A 19,543-nucleotide genomic window follows, 5' to 3' on the forward strand; every position below is an offset into this window, starting at 1 on the left:
GCGGGGTAGTTGACAACGTTTATCCCGGCAGACTCCGTATCCTCCGGGAGGTAAGGTCGCGTGGGCTACATTGACGAATTGGAACGGGTCGGAAGGGATGCAAACCCCTTCTTCAAACTGATGGGGATAGATGTGGACGAGTACGGCGACGGACGCGCCCGCCTCACGATGGAGGTCCGGCCGGATATGCTGAACGGCGCCGGGTGGCTCCAGGGCGGGATCTATGTGGCGCTCGCCGACGAGGCGATTGCGCTTGCACTGTATACGCTTCTCGCCGAGAACGAGCGGATCGCCACGATCGACGAACATACCAGTTTCCTGAAAGGCGTCAGCATGGGGGCGATCGTCGCCACGGGGCAGGTTGTCAGGAAAGGCCGGCGGGTGGCGTTTGCAGACGGGGAGGTCAGAAGCGCGGCGGACGGCACCCTTCTTTCCCGGACATCGACATCGTTCGCGGTCATTGAAGGGTAGCCCGGACACCCCGCTGGAAGACCGCGTTACCCCGGCGGGGATTTCCCGGTGGATTGCCGAAACAATACATTCTCAATACCCGAGATCACATACATAAGATAGAGCATCCGGCAGAACCGGAGGGGAAAGAGACCTTGAAGTATATCGTTGTAACCGGCGGCGTCATGAGCGGGCTCGGGAAAGGCATCACCACCGCATCCATCGGCCGCCTCCTGAAAAATCGCGGCTATGAGGTGACGGCGGTCAAGATCGATCCGTACCTGAACATCGATGCCGGAACCATGAACCCCGCCCAGCACGGTGAAGTCTTCGTCCTCTCCGACGGAGGGGAAGTCGACCTCGATCTCGGCAACTACGAGCGGTTCCTAGACATCAACCTCAAGTCGATCCACAACATCACGACGGGCAAGGTCTACCGGAACGTCATCGAGAAAGAGCGGCGCGGGGACTTCCTCGGCGCGACCGTCCAGATCATCCCCCACATCACCGACGAGATCAAGCACTGCATCAGCCGTGCGGCCGAAGAGGCGGTCAACGGCGGCAGGGTTGCCGACATCTGTCTGGTCGAGGTCGGCGGCACGGTGGGCGACATCGAGAGCATGCCGTTTCTCGAAGCCGTGCGGCAAATGCACGGCGAACACGCGCCGGAAGATATGATCCTGGTTCATGTCACCCTGGTCCCGATGGACACGATGGGAGACTTCAAGACCAAACCCACACAGCACTCGGTGAAGGCGCTCAGGGAACTCGGGCTGCAGCCCGACATCATCGTCGCGAGGAGCAGCGACGTGATCGGGCCGCAGACGAAGAAGAAGATATCCACCTTCACCGACGTCCCGGTGAAAGCCGTCGTCTCCGCAAAGGACGCGCCGGACATCTACCAGATCCCGATGGAACTGGAGAAGGAAGGGCTCGCGGACGTTGTCTGCAGTTACCTCGGCCTTGAGAACCGGGAACCGGATCCTGCGTGGTACCGGGTCGTCTCGCAGGAGTACACGAACCGGGTGACGGTCGCCGTCATCAGCAAGTACGGGATCGAGGACGTCTACATGTCCATCAAGGAGTCGCTCAAGCACGCCGGGCGGACGCTCTCCACCGAGGTGAAGATCCGCTGGCTGGACGCGGAGACGTTCGAGGATCGCGATCTCGCCGATGTCGACGGCATCCTGATCCCGGGCGGGTTCGGGAAGCGTGGTATTGAGGGAAAGATCCGGGCAATCCGATACGCCCGCGAGAACCAAAAACCCTACCTTGGCCTCTGCCTCGGGTTCCAGCTCGCGGTGATCGAGTATGCCCGGCACGTCCTCGGCATCCCCGGCGCCACGAGCGAGGAGATGGGTGAGGGGGCGCACGTCATCGCCATCCTCCCCGAACAGGAAGGGGTCAGCGACCTCGGCGGCACGATGCGCCTCGGGAACTGCGACGTCGTCTTGAAGGAAGGGACGATGGTGGCCGGCCTTTACGGCAGAACTGCGATCGTGGAGCGGCACCGTCACCGCTACGAGGTGAACCCGGAGTTCATCGCCGACCTCGAAGGAGCCGGGCTCGTCTTCTCGGGTGCCTGCGGGCCGCGGATGGAGGTCTGCGAGATCCCGGACCACCCCTTCTACCTCGCGACGCAGTTCCACCCCGAGTTCAGATCGAGCCCGACAAAACCCTCCCCGCCGTACATCGGCTTTGTGGAGGCATGCAAGAAGAATAAGTCATCCGGGACCAGGTGAATGAGTATGGTAAACGTCGAGAAGTTCATCGACCGGGCGGTCAGGGAGATACGCGATGCCGCCGGTGTAGAGAAGGTCGTGATGGCGCTATCCGGCGGGGTGGACTCGTCGGTCTGCGCGGCGCTCGCGACCCGCGCGATAGGCGACCGTCTCGTTCCGATATACGTGGATACCGGCCTCATGCGCAAGGGCGAGACCGAACAGATCCGGTCGCTCTTTGCCGACGCAGACCTCCGCGTCGTGGACGCCGCAGACGAGTTCTTCGAGGCTCTCGCGGGCATCACCGACCCCGAGGAGAAGCGCAAGGCTATCGGCGCGAAGTTCGTGCGGATCTTCGAGCGTGAAGCGAAACGGACCGGGGCGACGATGCTCCTGCAGGGGACGATCTACCCCGACCGGATCGAGAGCGAAGGGGGCATCAAGAGCCACCACAACGTCGGCGGGATGCCCCTCGATATCGAGTTTAAAGGTGTCATCGAGCCGATCGCCGACCTCTACAAGGACGAGGTCCGCGAGGTCGCCGGCGGGCTCGGCCTCCCGGCGGAGATCCAGCACCGGATGCCCTTCCCCGGCCCCGGGCTCGCCGTCCGGGTGCTCGGCGAGGTGACGAAGGAGAAGGTTGCAGTCGTCCGGGAGGCGAACGCCATCGTCGAGGAGTGCCTGGTGGAGGAGTTCGGCCCCTGGCAGTGTTTCGCGGCTCTCATCGGGCTTGGAACCGGGGTGAAGGGAGACGTCCGGCTCCACGGCTGGATCGTCGCCGTCCGAGCAGTCCAGTCGCGGGACGGGATGACCGCCGAACCCCTGCTCCTCCCCTACGAGACACTTGCGCGGATGGCGGCCCGGATCACCGGCGAGATCCCCGGCGTCGCCCGGGTCGTCTACGACGTCACCCCCAAACCCCCCGCGACGATCGAATACGAGTGATATCATGGCGGAAGACTCACGCGTGCTTGATGCGCGCTACTACATGCCCGCGTTCTCCCGGACGATGAAGATCGTCCGCGGCGCGGGATCGCACGTCTGGGACGACCAGGGGCGCGAGTATATCGACTGCGTGGCGGGTATTGCGGTCTGCAGCACCGGCCACTGCCACCCGCTGGTCGTCAAGGCGATCTGTGACCAGGCCCACGAGTTGATCCACTGCTCGAACCTCTACTACATCCCGAACCAGGCGGAACTCGCGGAGAGGCTCGTCGGGATCTCGGGGCTCGCGAAGGCGTTCTTCTCGAACTCCGGCGCGGAGGCGAACGACGGCGCGATCAAACTCGCCCGCGTCCGGACGGGGAGGAAGAACTTCGTCGCGTTCACCCACGGGTTCCACGGTCGGACCTGCGGGTCGCTTGCGGTCACCCACAAGCCCGCGATCCGGGAGACGTTCGAGCCGCTCTCGGTCCCCTGCAGATTCGTCGACTATGGCGACCTCGACGCGCTCGCGGGGGCGGTCGATAAAGAGACCGCCGGGGTCTTCGTCGAGCCGATCCAGGGCGAGGCCGGGGTGCTGATCCCGCCCGACGAGTTCCTCCGGGGCATCCGGGATATCTGCGATGACACCGGCGCGCTGATGATCGTCGACGAGGTGCAGACGGGGATGGGCCGGACGGGCAGATGGTTCGCCTTCCAGCACTCGGGCGTCACCCCCGACATCGTCACGACTGCAAAGGGGCTCGCGAGCGGGTTCCCCATCGGTGCGCTCGTCGCCCGCGAGGGACTCGAGTTCAAGAAGAGCGAGCACGGGAGCACGTTTGCCGGAGGCCCGCTCGCCTGCGCGGCGGCGCTCGCGACGATCGGCGTCATCGAGGAGATCCTCCCCGACGTTCTCCGGAAGGGCGAGCGGTTCATGAAGGGCCTCGCGCGCCACAACCCCCGCGGCCGCGGCCTGATCATCGGCATATCGGTCGGCGACCGGTGCCCGGAGGTGCAGCAGACCTGCGCCGAGAACGGGGTGCTCGTCAACTGCGCCGCCGACGGGAACCTACGGCTGATCCCGCCGCTGGTGATCACGGACGAGGAGATCGACGCGGCTGTCGGTGTCATCGATGCGGCGCTTGATTAGAGCGTGTTATACGGGTGCGGGCGGCTACTCCTACGCGAAGAAGGCCGGGGACGTCGCGCGGGAGCACGGGTTTGACCGGGTGGCCCGGCTCGCGAGCAACGAGAACCCCCGCCCGCCCTCGCCCGCCGCGCTGGAGGCGGCGATAGCGGCTCTCCGAGAGGGGAACCGTTACCCCGATGAGCGGATGTCTGCCCTCGTCGAGGCCCTCCGCCGCTACCACGGCGACTACCGGTTCGTCACCGGCGCCGGGATGGACGGGGTCATCGAGACGGTGATCCGGACGGTCGTCGAGCCCGGCGAGAGGGTGGCCGTCTCGACCCCGACCTTCTCCTTCTACGGGATCGCGGCCGCGGCGCACGGCGCAGAGGTCGTGGATGTCCCGCGGGAGGAAGACTTCTCGGTCGACCCGGGGAAGTTCGTCGAGGGGGCCCGGGGCGCAAAACTCGCCTTCCTCTGCACCCCGAACAACCCCACGGGGAACTCCGTCCCGCCGGAGGCGGTCGAGGATATCCTCGATGGGATGGACGGGCTGCTCTTCCTCGACAACGCCTACGTCGATTTTGCGGATATCGATTACCGGCCGCTGATGCGGCGCTACGAGAACCTGGTCATCGGGCGGACGATGTCGAAGATCTTCGCCCTCGCGGGGTTCCGGGTCGGCTACGCGTTCGTCCCTGCATGGTTCGAGCCGTACTACAACCGGGCCGCGACACCGTTCGCGCTGAACTCCGTCTCGGCGGCCGCGGCCGCAGGGGCGCTCGCCGACGCCGACCGGGTGAGGGAGACCCGCGACCATGTCCGGGAGTGGCGGCGGCGGTTCACCGCGGAGGTCCCGTTCAGGGTGTACCCAACGGACGCGAACTTCGTCATGATCGACGTCGCGCCCCACACCGGCGACGACGTGACGGAACGCCTCGCGGAGAAGGGCGTCCTCGTGCGGTCCTGCACCAGTTTCCCGGGGCTCGGGGATCATTTCATCAGGGTCAGCATCGGTGAAGACTGGGAGAACATCCGATTCCTCGAGGCGATGAGAGACCTATGATGACGGGCATCACCGGCACGCCGGGGACCGGGAAGACATCGGTCGCCCGCGAACTCGAACGGCGCGGCCATACCGTCGTCCGCCTGACGGATACGGTACGGCCCTACGTCATCGAGGAGGACTCTCGCCGCCGGACGATGGTGGTGGACGTCGACCGGTGGGTGGAGGAGTTCGAGCCCGTCGACGGGATCGTCGAAGGCCACCTCGCCCATCTCCTCCCCTGCGACCGGGTGGTGGTGCTCCGGTGCCGCCCGGACGTCCTCCGGGAGCGCCTCGCACCGCGCGACTACCCGGAGGAGAAGATCGCGGAGAACGCCGAGGCGGAGGCGCTCGACGTCATCCTGATCGAGACGCTCGAAGAGCACCCGGACGAGCGCGTCCTCGAGGTGGATACGACCGATCTCCCCATCGGCGAGTGTGCCGACCGGATCGAGCGGTTCATCTGCGGCGAGTTCCCGCCATCCTACGGCTCCATCGACTGGACGGGGTACCTGGAGGTCGGGCGATGACGCTCGACCAGTTCCGGCCGCACGTGCAGGGGATCATCCAGCCCATGGTGAACCTGATGCGGAGGATCGGGGTCACCCCGAACGCGCTGACGATAGCGTCGTTCTTCGTCTCGGTGCTTGCGGGTATCGCGTTCTACGCCGGGGGGGTCGTCCTCGGCACCATCATGGTCGCGTTCAACGCCGTCTTCGACGCGCTCGACGGGGCGCTCGCACGGGATATAGGGGTCGCGGGGCTTCGCGGGGACTTCCTCGACCACGTCATCGACCGTTACGCCGATATATTCATCATCACCGGGATATTTGCGGGCGGGGCTGCACCCTGGCAGATCGGCGTCCTTGCGCTGACGGGTGTCCTGATGTCGTCCTACCTCGGCACCCAGGCGCAGGCCGTCGGGGTGGGCAGGATCTACGGCGGGATCCTCGGCCGGGCTGACCGCCTGGTGCTGATCATCATCGCAGGCGCCCTCACGGTGCTGATACCAGGAGAGATCTACGGGCTGAACTATCTCGGGTGGCTCCTCGTCATATTCGGCGTCCTCGGGCACTACACCGCGTTCCAGCGATTCGCTCACGCCTGGCGGCAGATCGAAGAACAGCAATAGGGGGATTATCTCCCCGTCATTTTTACATCCCTGATACTTCGCTCAAATGACCGGAGTAATTTTCAAGAGATCACCCCACTGACTTCCCTTCGCGTGAATGAACTAGTGTTGGTGTCGACAGAGCCTCACGCGAAGAGCGCGAAGCCGCGAAGACCGGTATCGGGGTGCTGCTGATCCCGCTTCCGGTCGCCAGAGGGGTGACTTGCTCGATTGAAGATGCTGAAATTGGCGAGGTACTGATCCTGCGAGCGGAGACGATCTCTGCAGCGTCCCTACGGGTTGAGGGCGTAGATCCCGTAGTTGAGGTAGGCCGCGAAACTCACCCAGAGGAAGTACGGGACGAGCAGAATCGCCGCGGGCACCGAGACCCGGTCGAAGGCGACTATCGTCATGAGGATCGCAGCCCAGAGGATCAGGATCACGATGAACGCGAAGAACGGCTCCTGCATCCCGAAGAAGACGAACGACCAGAGGACGTTCAAGACCAGTTGTACGCCGAAGATCGCCGTCGCAACCTGCACGTTCTTATGTCCCAACCCCTTGCTCCAGACGAGGTAGAGCGCGATGCCCATGAGGATGTAGAGCACCGTCCAGACGGGGCCGAAGACCCACGCCGGGGGACTGAACGCGGGCATTGTAAGACCGGCATACCAGGTGGGGATGGCCGGCATCGTGAAGATCGAGCCGATCCACCCGGCTGCGAGACTGACCCCTATCGCCACGATGAACTGAACGATTCGGACGTAGGTTGGTGTCACGCTGGGGAATAAGGCTTCCCGCATCCTTAAGCCTTTTGATCCGGGTAGCAGTCGTCAGCCCGATCTCCGACAGAAAGCCGACAGCGTGCAGTTCTCGACGCAGAATGTTATTCGCTGTCCGGGCACTCGTCGTCACCGGCAGGGAGAACCTCGCGGAGGGTGAACCGGAACGCCGTACCGAGATCCGGCCGTCCTTCCACCCGGTCCTCCACACGGATGGTGCCGCCGTACTTCTCCACCAGCGTCCGGACGACGAAGAGGTCGAGGCCGTCGCCGTATCCCCCAACCCATCCCCGCTCGAACCGGTGAAAGATCACCTCCTTCGCGGGGTCGGGTATGCCCGGCCCGGTATCCTCGACGGAGACGAGCACGCTCTCGCCGTCGTAGTCCTCCACCCGGATGGCGATCCTGACCTCCGGGCCGCCGAACTTGACGGCGTTCCGGATGAGGTTCGTGAAGATCTCGGGGAGGAGGTCGTCCGCCCAGACCCGGGCGGGAGTGCCCTCTGCAACCTCTATCGCGACGTCGGGGAAGGCGGCGGCCTCCTCCCTGATGACGGCGGAAAGATCGACCGGCGCGACGTCGGGCGAGTCGTGGTGGACGCGGCGGATGGTGGTGACGTTGCCGAGGATCTCCGCGCTCCGGTGGATGCTGCTCCGGATCTTCCTCGCGTAGAGCGCGGCTTCTCCCTCCAGGACCTCGAGGAGGAGGTCGGTGTAGAGGTTCGAGACGTTCTCGGCGTTCTTGATCTCGTGCGTCATGATGTCGAGGTAGAGGTTCGCCTCCCGGTTGGCCGCCTCGAGTTTCTTGTGCAGCATCCCTTTCAGGATCCCCGACCCGATCTCCTGGCCTATCGTCTCGAGGAGCGCCCTCTCGTCGCGGGAGAAGGACGTCTTCGTTCGGCTCCCCGCGTATACCGCCCCGACGACGACCGATTCCGCGACGAGGGGGATGCAGGCGAGCGCGGAGACCTCGAGTTCCCGGAGTATGCCCGCCTCGATGGAGTTCAAGTCCGCCTGCTGCTCGATGTAGCGGGGCTGGCCGGCGATGAAGATGAAGTTGAACGGCCAGTGGTGGACCTTGATCAGGCGGTGCCGGGCGAGAGAAGATTCGGGGAGTCCGTTCTGGTGCTGCAGCAGCGCCCGCTTCCGTTCGGAGTCAAGCATGTAGACGATGCCGACGTCGAGCCTCATCAGTTCGAGCGTCTTTTCGAGCGACTCCTCCAGGAGCCCGGCAAGGGAGAGGGAGGCGGCCGTGACGCCGGTGACCTGGTTGATCACCATGAGATGCTCGTTCCGGATCCGGATCTCCTCTTCGGCGCGTTTGCGCTCGGTGATATCCATGATGCCGGCGATCGAGCCCTGGAACCTGCCGGTCTCGTCGGTGACCGGCGACGTGACCACGAGCGCGTGGACGTGTCCACCGTCGCAGTGGAGGAGATCCAGTTCGAATTCCTGCCGTTCGTCGGTCGTCCGGCAGAAGAGGTTCGCGTCACGGCTGCCGGGATCGATGAACCAGGCAACCGGCGATCCGACCAGGCGTTCCACGGGGCAGCCGAGGATCTCCTCCATCGCCGGGTTCGCAAAGGTGATGAGGCCGGTCTCGTCGACGGCGATGACGCCTTCGTTGAGGTTCTCGACGAGCCTCCGGTACATCGTCTCCGAGTGCCGGAGCGCGGCCTCCACCCTTGTGCGCTCGAGTGCGTGCCGGATCGCCCGGTTGAGGAGTTCCGCATCGGTCTTCCCCTTTACCAGGTAGTCCTGCGCGCCGTTCTGCATCGCGTGGAGCGCGGCGGGGTCGTCTTTTGCCGCAACAAGGATGATGACCGGGACGCCGGGGGCCGCCCGGCGCAGGCGGCCGAGGGTCGCCGTCCCCCTGCGGCCGGAGATATCGAGGAGCACCACGTCGACTCCGCCCCCCGATACCCGGGTAAGCCCGTCCCGGGACCGCTCGCAGTGGATCAACTCGACGTCGCGCCCGCACTCGCAGAGCATCGCCCGGAGATCGCCGGGGCTCTTCCCGATCAGCAGCACGTTCAGGGGTTCGCTCATGGTCTCACTCGCATCCGGGGCCCATACCCGCCGGTGTGGGTTCAGGTCTCCCGGTCGGGCTCTCACTACTGTAGTACCACTCTTCGGGGATTTATACCTCGTTCATTTGGCGCGGCCGGGGGGGCGGGAGGGGGGCGGCGGGGGCGGCGGTGTCGTGCGGGGCAGAACCCGGCGCTCTCCGGCGGCTGCGAGTGATGCAGTGAGATACGGAAAACGTTCATCCCCTCTCGATCCGGATCCGGCGTGAAACAGGGGACGCATGCCCGATATAGCCCGATAACCCCGATCTATTTAAAAGGATATATGACCAGATCCCTGGTAAAAAAACCGAAAACTTATAGATTCTCACATACGTTTAATAGCATATGGGGATTCCTTCGAAAAGCATTCCATTGATGGCGCTGTGCCTGATCGCTGCAACCCTGCTGCTGATCGGCACCGCAAGCGCCGCCGCACCGCAGGCGGCGTTCAGCAGCGACACGACTTCCGGGGCAGCGCCCCTGACTGTAGAGTTCACCGACGCCTCGGCCGGCGGCCCGGACGGGTGGGCGTGGTTCTTCGGCGACGAGACGTATAACGGGACGTGGACAGAGGCGAACGGGAGCGCCGGGTGGTCGGCATACGATCACACCAGCGTCGTGCTGCCGAACGGAAGCATCATACTCATGGGCGGCTCCGGGAATGCCGACGTCTGGCGATCGGCCGATAACGGCATCACGTGGGACAGGATTGCGACCACTCCCTTCGGTGGGTTGGGGCGGCAAGGTCACACCAGCGTCGTGATGCCGAACGGAAGCATCATACTCATGGGAGGGAAGAATTCTTGGCCCGATGTGTATCGTGACGTCCGCCAGTCGACCGACGGCGGTGCAACCTGGACGAGGGTTATAAACAATGCCCCCTGGTCGGCAAGATATGACCACACCAGCGTCGTGATGCCGAACGGGAGCATCATACTCATGGGCGGTAGTAACAGCGACGGCAGCGGCTTGAACGACGTCTGGCAGTCAGACAATTACGGTGCAACCTGGACGCAGTTGCCCGATGCCCCCTGGGGGGCAAGATATGACCACTCCAGCGTCGTGCTGCCGGACGGGAGCATCGTACTCATGGGCCGCAACGGGGATAACGACGTCTGGCGATCAGACAATTACGGCGTAACCTGGACGCGGGTGGCCGAGCACGCCGAATGGTCGAACCGGCAGGGCCACACCAGCGTCGCGATGCCGGACGGAAGCATCGTACTCATGGGCGGGTATGACAACAACCCGAGGAACGACGTCTGGCGATCGACCGACAACGGCACGACATGGACGCAGGTGACCGAGCACGCCGGGTGGCCGGCACGGCACCATCACACCAGCGTCGCGATGCCGGACGGGAGTATCGTAATCATGGGCGGGCTGGGCGGCACGAACGAGGTCTGGCGCCTTGAAACCGCAGGATCAAACACCCGGAACCCCACGCACACCTACACCGAGCCTGGCACCTACCCGGTAGCGCTGCAGGCGTTCAACGCCGACGGCTACAGCGCCACGCGACAGATCGGTTACATCACCGTCACCGCCGCACCGGTCGCCCCGACGGCAAACTTCACCGGCACCCCGACCTCCGGCACCGCGCCGCTCGCCGTGCAGTTCAATGACACCTCCACCGGTTCGCCCACCGTCTGGAACTGGTCGTTCGGGGACGGCGCGTGGCACAACACCACAGACGCGGCGGCGAGGAACGCCACGCACACTTACGCCGCCGCCGGAACCTACACCGTCAGTCTGACGGCCAGTAATGCGGGAGGGAGCGACACGCACACCGAGACCGACTACATCACGGTCTCCGCCGCGCCGACTCCAACAGCAACCCCGACCAGTAGGCCGGTCTACAGCGGCGGCGGCGGTGGCGGCGGCTCGACGGCCGGGCCGGACGGCGGCTATAACGTCGGCGGCGACTCCGCCGTGAGCAAGGTCACCGTCACCGGAACCGGGCTCAAGACATTCATCGTCACCGGCCGGACGCAGTCCTCCCCGGGAGCCGGGATCCCCCCGGCACCGGGCACCCCGTACCAGTACGTCGACCTGGTACCGGCCCGGTTCGAGGAGATCACCGGCGCGAACATCACCTTCTCCGTCCCGGCCGCGTGGCTGGAGGAGCACGGGTTCACCCCGGGTGAGATCGTGATGTACCACTACAACGGCACAGCGTGGGAGGCCCTCCCGACGTGGGTCGTGGACGACAGCGGTTCAACGGTCACCTTCACGGCGACGACCCCCGGGTTCTCGCTTTTTGCGATCAGCGGGGTCGAGAAAGCCGGTGAGGCCATAACGACCCCGACAGCGACAACGCCGCCGGCGACGGCAGAACCCACCGCGACAGAGACCACGGCCGCGCCGGCCAGTGGGACGGCACCCGAGTTCCCGCTCGGGACGGTCGCCCTTGTCGGAGGGGCCATCCTGGTGCTCGCCGGGGCCGGCTACCTGGTCCGCCGCTGGTGGATCATACGGCAGAACCCGGCGCTCTTCCAGAAATACAATTGACTCCGCGATCGATGAGACGGGGCAGATCGCTCCCATTTTTTCTGAGGGATTCCCCAGGAGTCTCTATCAATATACTCTTTTAAGGAAAAAAACCGGCTTTGTTGAAATCCTTCCCCGGAGGACGAATCACCTCCAAATTGTGCATCACCCCTGCATAGTTGCCTCACGCGAAGGCGCGAAGCCGCGAACTCCGGCATCCAGTTTGTGGCGACCCTTCACGTTCTTCGCGGCTTCGCGTGCGCCGTGGGGATATAGCCTCACCCCGGGTGTGATGGTTTGTGAGTGCGACTACCGTCCTGGCAGGAACTCGAACACTATCAGGCGCGAAGATGCCACTAGTCTTATGGGTTCCGCACAAAGCAACGGTGCAACTGAACGGCCGGGACAAACACAGCGGGTTCTAAAAAAGGGCTACTTCTTCCCCGCCCGCAGCCGCGCGATCTCCTCGCCGCCGGCGACCTTCACCACGAACGTCCCGTGGCAGGGCTTGGTGTAGGGGAAGATGAGGTCCTCGCCCTCTACGCCGACATAGAGCGGCGGAACGCCTATGATATGGACGTCGAAGATCTTGTAGCCCGGCTCGACCTCGTGGTACTCCCGGACGTTCTTCTTGATGTACTCCCGTGCATCCTTGAATGTCGTCCGCGAGAGGATGATCTCGGGTTTCATCGCTTCGAGACAGCCGCCCACTGCATCACCTCGTCGAGTCTCCGCTTCAGCGGCATCGGGTTGTGGGTGGCTTTCGCCGCCACGATCTCGCAGGGGAACTCGATCTCCTCCGCGAGCTCTTCCGCGTGCTCCCCGAAGATGAGCGCATAGACCCACGCCTTCGATATGTAAGCCATCGTCCCGGCATACGCGATCCCGGAATCATTGTGGATGAAGACGAAGCAGAGGTCAAAGTCCCGCTTCTTCTCCGTGATCTCGTCGATTGTCGCGTCGAGATCGTTCATCTCATCGAGGTAGTGCCGGCCCGGGTCGGCCACCTCCATAAGTTTCCGTGCCGCCGTCGTCCCGGCGATCACCGGCCGGATTCCCCGCTCTGAGAGGCCGTGCGCCAGGTAGAGCACCATGCTCGTCTGGACGGGCACCTGCGGGCACCCGAGCAGGAGCAGTGCGGTCTGTTCGTTCTTCTCCGTCATATCCTGGTCTTCTCCAGTTCTTCGAGGACTTCGGGCACCCGCTCGGGGTGCGTGTAGATCGTGAACCGCTCCCCCCGCGAGAACCCGACCAGGGTGAGCCCTGCGTTCTCCGCCGTCAGGATGCCGCGGTCGGTCGTGGCGGCGCGGGAGACGACGACCGGGATACCCGCGTTCGCCGCCTTCGCGACCATCCCCGCCGGCTGCCTGCCCGTGCAGCCGAGGATGCAGGTCGACCGGTCGAGCCCCCGGAGGGCCGCGTAGCCCACGACCTTGTCGACGGTGTTGTGCCTCCCCACATCGCACGCACGGGTGACGAGTTCGCCGCCGCAGAAGAGCACCGAGCAGTGGACGCCGCCGGTCTTTTGCCAGGTCTCGGACTCGATCGCCGCCGTGACCGCACGGATGCCGTCCGCCGTGATGGTGATCGACGACTCGACCGTCCTCGGCTCGCCGAGCGCGCAGGAGCCCCCGGACGACTCCGTCGCGAGTTCGGGGTTCCGCCGGGCCGGGGCGGTGATATGGACGTCGCTTCCCGATACGCTCACCGAGTCGACCTCATCGACGATCCCCTCGCTGATGACGAACCCCGCCCCGAGGTCGTCGAGACGGTCGTGGCTCGCCACCAGGGTCGTCAGGAGGTTGCCGTTCAGGAAGAGCCGGACGCGCCCCTCGACGATGATCGAGTCGCTGACCTCGTGCGCCCCCTCGCCCGTCACCTGGATACCGGTACGGCGGACGATCTCCATCAGGACGTCTCACCCCGGATCCAGTCGAGGTACTCGGCGGAGCCGCCGATGATGGGCATGGCGATGACCTCGGGGGTTTCGTAACTGTGAAGTTCCTTGATCCGGGCAACAAGCAGGTCGAGCAGGCGGTGCTGCGTCTTGATGATCAGGAGTTGTTCGGGCTCGTTTGAGACCGTGCCCTCCCACCGGAAGCAGGACTGCACGCCGGTGATGCTCACGCAGGCGGCCAGCCGTGTATCCACAAGCGCTTTCGCGAGCCGCTCCGCCTCTTCGACAGGGGCCGTGCAGAAGACCACGATATATTCCGGGAGATCCATGATTTACCTTCGTAGCGTCCGTATTTAACTTTTCTTGGGGCAGGAAGCGCAGTCGCCACCCCAGGAGCAGGACTTCCTCTCCCAGGGCTCAAGCCCCCGGCGGACGCGGTAATCGTTGATCGCAACCCGGATGGCGTCGGGGGCGAGGAGCGAGCAGTGCACCTTCGGCTCCGGAAGGCCGCCGAGGGCGTCCAGCACCTCGGCGTTCGAGAGGCTCCACGCCTCGGACAGCGTCATCCCCAGGATCATCCGGGTGGCCACCGAACTCGAGGCAATCGCCGCCGCGCACCCGAACGTCCGGAACCGGGCGTCGGTGATCCGGTCGTCCTCGATCTTCAGGTAAATCCTCATGATATCCCCGCAGCTCGGGCTCCCCACCTCGCCGAAACCATCGGCGTCGGTGAGTTCGCCGACGTTCTGGGGGTTCGTGAACTCTTCAATCACTCTATCGGTATACATCATTCGGCCTCCGGCGCCCCCGGAGATGGCGGCGTCAACGGAGATATATCCCGCAGCCGCCCGATCACCTCCGGCAGCACTTCAAGGATATAATCAACGTCGTCTTCCGTGTTCGCATCGCCGAGGGTGAGCCGGAGCGACCCGTGCGCCTCCTCGTGGGAGAGGCCGATCGCGAGCAGGACGTGCGAGGGGTCGAGCGACCCCGAGGAGCAGGCGCTCCCGGTGGATGCGGCTATCCCACGTCCGTCGAGCAGCAGCAGGATCGACTCCCCCTCGACGTAGCGGAAACTGAAGTTCGCGTTGTTCGCGAGCCGCTCGGTCGGGTGGCCGTTCAGGCGGGCGTCGGGAATCGCGTCCAGGACGCCGCGGACCAGCCGGTCGCGCATCGCGGCTATCCGGCGGTTGTGTCCCGCGATATCGGCGGTCGCGAGTTCGATCGCGCGCCCGAGTCCCACGATGCCGGGGACGTTCTCCGTCCCGGCGCGCCTTCGCTGTTCCTGCCCGCCACCGTGGATCAGGGTCTCGATCCGGGTCCCCCGCCGGATATAGAGCGCCCCCGTCCCCTTCGGCCCGTAGAACTTGTGCCCGGAGAGGGAGAGGAGATCGACGTTCATCACGTCGACGTCGATCGGCACCGCACCGATCGCCTGGACAGCGTCGGTGTGAAAGAGCACGCCGTGGTCGTGCGCGACGCGGCCGATCTCTGCGACCGGCTGGACTGTCCCGATCTCGTTGTTTGCCGTCATCACCGAGACGAGGATCGTCGCGTCCGTGATCGCCGCTTCGACGTCGCCCGGGTCCACCCGCCCGAACCCGTCGACGGGGAGGTAGGTGACCGAGAACCCCTGCTTCTCCAGCCACTCGCAGGTGTGGAGGACGGCGTGGTGCTCGATCGCGGAGGTGACGATATGGTTGCCGCGCGCCCGGTTCGCAAGAGCGACACCTTTGATCGCCCAGTTGTCAGCCTCCGTGCCTCCCGCAGTGAAGAAGATCTCCTGGGGCGTAGCGCCGATCGCCACCGCCACCTGCCGGCGCGCCGCCTCGATGCCTTCCCGGGGCTCGCGGGAGAACCGGTACAGGGAGGAGGGGTTGCCGAAGTACTCCGAGAGGTACGGGACCATCGCCGCGACGACCTCGGGCTTCATGAATGTCGTCGCCGCATGATCCATATACACGGGACGCTCTACCTGGTCGTTCATGTCCGGGTACAACGTTCGCTCCGGTAGCGTATCAGCGTTGCCGGTCGCGGGGCGGCCCGGGGACACAAAATGGGAGTGAGAAAATACATAGGCTCCCGTGCGCAATAGTTGGTGATGTATTCGAGACGGATGGATAACCTTCCCCCTTACCTTTTTGCCCGCATCGACGAGATGAAAGAGGAGAAACGGCGCCAGGGTGTCGACGTCATCGACCTCGGGGTCGGCGACCCCGACCTCCCCACCCCGCCGCATATCGTGGAGGCGCTCTGCACCGCGGCACGCGACCCGAAGAACCACCACTACCCCTCCTACACCGGGATGCTCGCCTACCGCGAGGCGGTGGCGGAGTGGTACCGGAACCGGTTCGGGGTCGACCTCGATGCGAAGAAGGAGACCCTCGCGCTCATCGGCTCAAAAGAGGGTATCGCGCACATCGCCGAGGCCTTCGTCAACCCGGGCGAGGTCGTCCTCGCCGCCGACCCGGGCTACCCCGTCTACAAGACCTCCACGCTCTTTGCCGAAGGGAAGGTCCACGAACTCCCCATCCGTGCGGAGAACGACTTCCTCCCGGTGCTCGAGGATATCCCCGCCGACGTCGTGAAGCAGGCGAAACTCATGTTCATCAACTACCCGAACAACCCGACGGCGGCCATCGCGCCCCTCTCGTTCTTTGAGGAGGTCGTCGAGTTCGCGCGGGAGCACAAGATCGTCGTCGTCCACGACAACGCCTACTCCGAGATCACCTTCGACGGCTACAAGGCACCCTCGTTCCTCGAGGCCGACGGCGCGATGGAGGTCGGGATCGAGATGCACTCGCTCTCGAAGACCTACAACATGACCGGGTGGCGGATCGGGATGGCCTGCGGCAACCCCGAGATCGTCGCAGGGCTCGGCCGGGTCAAGACCAACGTCGACTCGGGCGCCTTCGACGCCATCCAGCACGCGGCGATCGCGGCGCTGACCGGCCCGCAGGACTGCGTGGCGAAGGCCTGCTCGATCTACCAGGAGCGCCGGGACGTACTCGTGAAGGGACTCACCGAACTCGGGCTCGACGTCACGGCGCCGAAGGCCACCTTCTACGTCTGGGCGCCGGTCGACGACTGCATGGCGTTCTCTGCACAGCTCCTCGATAAGGCCGGGATCGTCGCGACGCCGGGCGTCGGGTTCGGGAAGAACGGCGAAGGGTTCGTCCGGTTCGCGATCACCCGGTCGATCGAGCGGATCAACGAGGCGGTCGACCGGATGCGGGGGATCGATCTGTGATCCTCCCCTCGCACATCACGGTCAGGGACGGCCGCCTCCGGATCGGGGAGCACGACACGGTGAGCCTCGCGGAACGATTCGGCACCCCGCTCTACGTCACGAGCGAGGACCGGATCCGCGAGAACTTCGGACGGCTCTCCGGCGCGCTCACCGCCCACTACCCCAAAATCCGCATCCTCTACGCCGCAAAGGCGAACGGCAACCTCGCGGTCTTTAAGACCCTCGCATCCATGGGCGCCGGAGCCGACGTCTTCTCCGCCGGTGAGGTCGCGCTCGCCCTCGCCGCCGGTATGCGGCCGGAGTCGCTCCTCTTCAACGGGAGTTCAAAGACCCCCGCCGACCTCGCCCTCGCGGTCGAGAAGGGTATCCGGGTCTCGGTCGACTCCCCCGACGAACTCCGGCAACTCGATGCCGCGGCCGGCAAAGAGGGAAGAACCGTCGATATCGCCTTCCGGGTCAACCCGGCGATCGAGGTCCCCACCCACCCGAAGATCGCGACCGGGCTTGCCACGAGCAAGTTCGGCATCCCGGCGGGAGCGATCCTCGACGCCTACCGCGAAGCGCTCGCACTCGAGCACGTGAACCCCGTCGGCATCCACTGCCACATCGGCTCACAGATCCTCGCCGTGGAACCCTTCGCCCGTGAGGTCGAGGTGCTGATCGATGTTGCGGGCGATCTGCGCGATATCGGGGTCGATCTATCGTTCATCGATATCGGGGGCGGCCTCGGGATCCCCTACCGGCGGGAGACCGATCAGGCGCCGACGCCCGAAGAATACGCGGGAGCAATCATGCCGGTCTTCCTCAGGGGTATCAAAGACCTCGGGATCGAGCCCGAACTCTGGGTCGAGCCCGGCCGGTGGCTCGTCGGCGACTCGACGATCCTCCTCTCCCGGGTCAACTCCGTCAAGACCGCTCATAAGACGTTTGCGAACGTCGACGCCGGGTTCAACCTCCTCGTCCGGCCGACGATGTACGACTCCTACCACGAAGTCGTCGCGGCGAACAAGGCCGACGCTCCCGCCGTGCGGGAGTACTCCGTCACCGGGCCGATATGCGAGACCGGCGACATCCTCGCGAAAGACCGGATGCTCCCGGAACTCGCCGCCGGCGACATCATCGCGGTGCTGGACGCCGGGGCGTACGGGTTTGCGATGTCGTCGCAGTACAACAGCCGTCCCCGGTGTGCCGAGGTCCTCCTCGCGGGGAAGGAGGCCGCCCTGATGCGCCGGACCGAGACGATCGACGACCTGACGGCCGCGATGGTGACACCACCCTGGCAGGAGTAGGAGCGGAGCCCCGACCGTGAAGTTCCACTACCTCCTGGTCGACGACCTCCTCGAAAAGGGGGAGTTCGAGCGGCGGGTGGAGGAGAAGGTGGCGGAGTCGGGCGACCTCCTCGACGAACGGGCGGCGGCGATGCTGGTCGTCAGGGATCTGGGCCGCTCGCACATCCGTATACGCGACCTCGCGGCCGCCCCGAGCCTCGCCTGCTTCTTTGCAAAGGTGCTTGCCGTCGAGGAGCCCCGGGAGTTCGAACGGCCCGACGGCGCCCCCGGCATCGTCGCGAACGTGACGGTGGGCGACGAGACGGGGAGAGCCCGGCTGACCCTCTGGGACGAGAAGGCCGCTGCGGTCTCGGAGATCGCGGTCGGCGACGTCCTCGAGATCCTCGGCCGGCCGAAGGGCAGAGGGAAGGTTCCCGACGTCACCGCCGTCGCCGTCCAGGAGGCGGCCTGCGAGATCACCTGCGAGGAGACTGCGACCTCCGGGGGGCCCGGGCCCGCGGGGGACCTCGAGGTCCGGCTGATCGCGGTCGAGAGCCCGCGGACGTTCAAGCGCCGCGACGGAACGGAGGGCGAGATGGTCGAGGCGGTGGTCGGGAACGAGGACGGCGTCTTCCGGCTCGTCGCCTGGGCGCCGGACGTCCTCCTCGGGGTGGAGCCGGGGGAGAGCGTCGTCATCCGCGGCGCGACCGCCCGCGAGAACGACACTGCGATCGAGTACAGCCTCGGCGAGTCCGCGTCCGTCACGCCCTCCGACCACGAGATTGATATCCCGATGGACGCCGTCGCCGATCTCAAGGAGGGGGGGCGATACTCTCTTGCCGGGACGGTGATCTCCGTCCAGCCCCCGCACTCCTTCGTCACGCGGAACGGGCGGCAGTCCTCGGTCAGGAACCTGGTCATCGCCGATCCGACCGGCGAGACCCCGGTTGTCATCTGGGGAGAGAAGGCAGACGAGCACCTGGCGCCCGGCGACCGACTCTCACTCTACAACGCGACCGCACGCCGGGGACGTTACGGCGATCTCGAGGTGCACCTCTCGTGGGGGAGCGCGCTCGTCGTCCACGGCGAGGAGGAGGAGATCGAGGTGACAGGGACGGTCATCGCCACCCGGCAAGGGACCGCTCTCGAGACCGGCGACGCCTGTTACCTTCTCCGTGACCCGCTGCCCGTCGGATATACCGTGCGCGTCCGGGGAATCGTGCACAGGGGCGTGATCAGCCCGGGCAGTATCGAGGCCGTAGAGCCAGATCTCGATGCTCTGCAGCGCCGCCTGGATCGGTTCTCCAGGCAACAGCGATCCTGATCTTCACTTTCACCCCGCACGGCAAGCGACCTTTATGTCTCCGGCTAAAGACTCTAGTGTATCAAACATACCTAGAGATCAAGTGAG

General features: G+C 65.2%; 19 protein-coding genes. 11 read left to right on the forward strand and 8 right to left on the reverse strand.

The genetic code is table 11. The annotated features are described in order from the left end of the window. Positions 1-60 precede the first annotated feature (60 nt). The 7 genes from FKB36_RS04640 (at position 61) to FKB36_RS04670 (ending at position 6,398) form a co-directional block, all read left to right on the forward strand. Complete coding sequence (locus tag FKB36_RS04640; protein ID WP_261596865.1) at positions 61-471, forward strand: PaaI family thioesterase; 411 nt, start codon at positions 61-63, stop codon at positions 469-471. Between the two features lie 134 nt (positions 472-605). Then, positions 606-2,192 carry a CTP synthase gene (locus FKB36_RS04645; RefSeq protein ID WP_261596867.1) on the forward strand — a complete coding sequence of 529 codons (1,587 nt, stop codon included), beginning with the start codon at positions 606-608 and terminating at the stop codon, positions 2,190-2,192. 6 nt (positions 2,193-2,198) lie between these two features. Then, positions 2,199-3,116, forward strand: coding sequence for a glutamine-hydrolyzing GMP synthase (guaA, locus tag FKB36_RS04650; protein ID WP_261596868.1), 918 nt, complete (start codon positions 2,199-2,201; stop codon positions 3,114-3,116). Positions 3,117-3,120: 4 nt separating this feature from the next. Next, entirely contained in the window at positions 3,121-4,245 is a 1,125-nt protein-coding gene (locus tag FKB36_RS04655) for an aspartate aminotransferase family protein (RefSeq protein WP_261596869.1), read from the forward strand. Continuing rightward, positions 4,229-5,287: a histidinol-phosphate transaminase gene (gene hisC, locus FKB36_RS04660; RefSeq protein ID WP_261596870.1), complete on the forward strand. Its 1,059-nt coding sequence runs from the start codon at positions 4,229-4,231 to the stop codon at positions 5,285-5,287. Before FKB36_RS04655 ends, hisC begins: the two co-directional genes overlap by 17 nt. Continuing rightward, positions 5,284-5,796, forward strand: coding sequence for an adenylate kinase family protein (locus tag FKB36_RS04665; protein WP_261596871.1), 513 nt, complete (start codon positions 5,284-5,286; stop codon positions 5,794-5,796). Before hisC ends, FKB36_RS04665 begins: the two co-directional genes overlap by 4 nt. Then, complete coding sequence (locus FKB36_RS04670) at positions 5,793-6,398, forward strand: CDP-alcohol phosphatidyltransferase family protein (protein ID WP_261596872.1); 606 nt, start codon at positions 5,793-5,795, stop codon at positions 6,396-6,398. The genes FKB36_RS04665 and FKB36_RS04670 overlap by 4 nt, the downstream gene beginning before the upstream one ends. Before the next feature lie 272 nt (positions 6,399-6,670). Here FKB36_RS04670 and FKB36_RS04675 read toward each other — a convergent pair whose 3' ends face one another. Together FKB36_RS04675 and FKB36_RS04680 are read right to left on the reverse strand one after the other, a co-directional pair. Next, positions 6,671-7,156, reverse strand: coding sequence for a TspO/MBR family protein (locus FKB36_RS04675; RefSeq protein ID WP_261596873.1), 486 nt, complete (start codon positions 7,154-7,156; stop codon positions 6,671-6,673). Between the two features lie 107 nt (positions 7,157-7,263). Beyond that, on the reverse strand, positions 7,264-9,207 hold the full coding sequence (locus FKB36_RS04680) for a hybrid sensor histidine kinase/response regulator (protein ID WP_261596874.1): 1,944 nt from the start codon (positions 9,205-9,207) through the stop codon (positions 7,264-7,266). Positions 9,208-9,602: 395 nt separating this feature from the next. Between FKB36_RS04680 and FKB36_RS04685 the strand changes: the two genes are divergently transcribed. Next, positions 9,603-11,738: a Kelch repeat-containing protein gene (locus FKB36_RS04685; protein WP_261596875.1), complete on the forward strand. Its 2,136-nt coding sequence runs from the start codon at positions 9,603-9,605 to the stop codon at positions 11,736-11,738. A gap of 411 nt (positions 11,739-12,149) precedes the next feature. Here the strand turns inward: FKB36_RS04685 and FKB36_RS04690 are convergent, their stop codons facing one another. Genes FKB36_RS04690 through nifS form a run of 6 tightly spaced genes read right to left on the reverse strand, consistent with a single transcriptional unit; the run spans position 12,150 to position 15,601 of the window. Beyond that, a complete protein-coding gene (locus FKB36_RS04690) occupies positions 12,150-12,407 on the reverse strand; it encodes a DUF1894 domain-containing protein (protein WP_261596876.1) in 258 nt (85 codons plus the stop codon). Continuing rightward, positions 12,404-12,880, reverse strand: coding sequence for a DUF1890 domain-containing protein (locus FKB36_RS04695; protein WP_261596877.1), 477 nt, complete (start codon positions 12,878-12,880; stop codon positions 12,404-12,406). The genes FKB36_RS04690 and FKB36_RS04695 overlap by 4 nt, the downstream gene beginning before the upstream one ends. Continuing rightward, a complete protein-coding gene (gene fdhD / locus FKB36_RS04700) occupies positions 12,877-13,626 on the reverse strand; it encodes a formate dehydrogenase accessory sulfurtransferase FdhD (RefSeq protein ID WP_261596878.1) in 750 nt (249 codons plus the stop codon). Before fdhD ends, FKB36_RS04695 begins: the two co-directional genes overlap by 4 nt. Beyond that, the gene (gene cutA, locus FKB36_RS04705) at positions 13,626-13,943 is read right to left on the reverse strand and encodes a divalent-cation tolerance protein CutA (RefSeq protein ID WP_261596879.1); all 318 of its coding nucleotides are present in this window, start codon (positions 13,941-13,943) and stop codon (positions 13,626-13,628) included. The genes fdhD and cutA overlap by 1 nt, the downstream gene beginning before the upstream one ends. Positions 13,944-13,967: 24 nt before the next feature. Next, positions 13,968-14,402: an iron-sulfur cluster assembly scaffold protein gene (locus FKB36_RS04710; protein ID WP_261597227.1), complete on the reverse strand. Its 435-nt coding sequence runs from the start codon at positions 14,400-14,402 to the stop codon at positions 13,968-13,970. Next, on the reverse strand, positions 14,402-15,601 hold the full coding sequence (gene nifS, locus FKB36_RS04715) for a cysteine desulfurase NifS (RefSeq protein WP_315901820.1): 1,200 nt from the start codon (positions 15,599-15,601) through the stop codon (positions 14,402-14,404). The genes FKB36_RS04710 and nifS overlap by 1 nt, the downstream gene beginning before the upstream one ends. A 114-nt stretch (positions 15,602-15,715) precedes the next feature. Here nifS and FKB36_RS04720 point away from each other — a divergent pair, with 114 nt between their 5' ends. The 3 genes from FKB36_RS04720 to FKB36_RS04730 are packed head-to-tail and all read left to right on the forward strand — an operon-like array spanning position 15,716 to position 19,456. Then, positions 15,716-16,864: an LL-diaminopimelate aminotransferase gene (locus FKB36_RS04720; RefSeq protein ID WP_315901825.1), complete on the forward strand. Its 1,149-nt coding sequence runs from the start codon at positions 15,716-15,718 to the stop codon at positions 16,862-16,864. Next, on the forward strand, positions 16,861-18,153 hold the full coding sequence (gene lysA, locus FKB36_RS04725; RefSeq protein WP_261596881.1) for a diaminopimelate decarboxylase: 1,293 nt from the start codon (positions 16,861-16,863) through the stop codon (positions 18,151-18,153). Before FKB36_RS04720 ends, lysA begins: the two co-directional genes overlap by 4 nt. A 16-nt stretch (positions 18,154-18,169) precedes the next feature. After that, positions 18,170-19,456: an OB-fold nucleic acid binding domain-containing protein gene (locus FKB36_RS04730; protein WP_261596882.1), complete on the forward strand. Its 1,287-nt coding sequence runs from the start codon at positions 18,170-18,172 to the stop codon at positions 19,454-19,456. The last annotated feature ends 87 nt before the right edge of the window (positions 19,457-19,543 follow it).

It is taken from the genome of Methanoculleus formosensis, from assembly GCF_025384765.1.
GTDB lineage: Archaea > Halobacteriota > Methanomicrobia > Methanomicrobiales > Methanoculleaceae > Methanoculleus > Methanoculleus formosensis.

What these genes read in the sequence shown, in the direction of transcription:
- guaA (WP_261596868.1), top strand. Translation starts at nt 2,199, where the DNA reads ATGGTAAACGTCGAGAAGTTCATCGACCGGGCGGTCAGGGAGATACGC.
- FKB36_RS04655 (WP_261596869.1), top strand. Translation starts at nt 3,121, where the DNA reads ATGGCGGAAGACTCACGCGTGCTTGATGCGCGCTACTACATGCCCGCG.
- hisC (WP_261596870.1), top strand. Translation starts at nt 4,229, where the DNA reads ATGCGGCGCTTGATTAGAGCGTGTTATACGGGTGCGGGCGGCTACTCC.
- FKB36_RS04665 (WP_261596871.1), top strand. Translation starts at nt 5,284, where the DNA reads ATGATGACGGGCATCACCGGCACGCCGGGGACCGGGAAGACATCGGTC.
- FKB36_RS04670 (WP_261596872.1), top strand. Translation starts at nt 5,793, where the DNA reads ATGACGCTCGACCAGTTCCGGCCGCACGTGCAGGGGATCATCCAGCCC.
- FKB36_RS04680 (WP_261596874.1), bottom strand. Translation starts at nt 9,207, where the DNA reads ATGAGCGAACCCCTGAACGTGCTGCTGATCGGGAAGAGCCCCGGCGAT.
- FKB36_RS04685 (WP_261596875.1), top strand. Translation starts at nt 9,603, where the DNA reads ATGGCGCTGTGCCTGATCGCTGCAACCCTGCTGCTGATCGGCACCGCA.
- FKB36_RS04690 (WP_261596876.1), bottom strand. Translation starts at nt 12,407, where the DNA reads ATGAAACCCGAGATCATCCTCTCGCGGACGACATTCAAGGATGCACGG.
- FKB36_RS04695 (WP_261596877.1), bottom strand. Translation starts at nt 12,880, where the DNA reads ATGACGGAGAAGAACGAACAGACCGCACTGCTCCTGCTCGGGTGCCCG.
- fdhD (WP_261596878.1), bottom strand. Translation starts at nt 13,626, where the DNA reads ATGGAGATCGTCCGCCGTACCGGTATCCAGGTGACGGGCGAGGGGGCG.
- cutA (WP_261596879.1), bottom strand. Translation starts at nt 13,943, where the DNA reads ATGGATCTCCCGGAATATATCGTGGTCTTCTGCACGGCCCCTGTCGAA.
- FKB36_RS04710 (WP_261597227.1), bottom strand. Translation starts at nt 14,402, where the DNA reads ATGTATACCGATAGAGTGATTGAAGAGTTCACGAACCCCCAGAACGTC.
- nifS (WP_315901820.1), bottom strand. Translation starts at nt 15,601, where the DNA reads ATGAACGACCAGGTAGAGCGTCCCGTGTATATGGATCATGCGGCGACG.
- FKB36_RS04720 (WP_315901825.1), top strand. Translation starts at nt 15,716, where the DNA reads ATGTATTCGAGACGGATGGATAACCTTCCCCCTTACCTTTTTGCCCGC.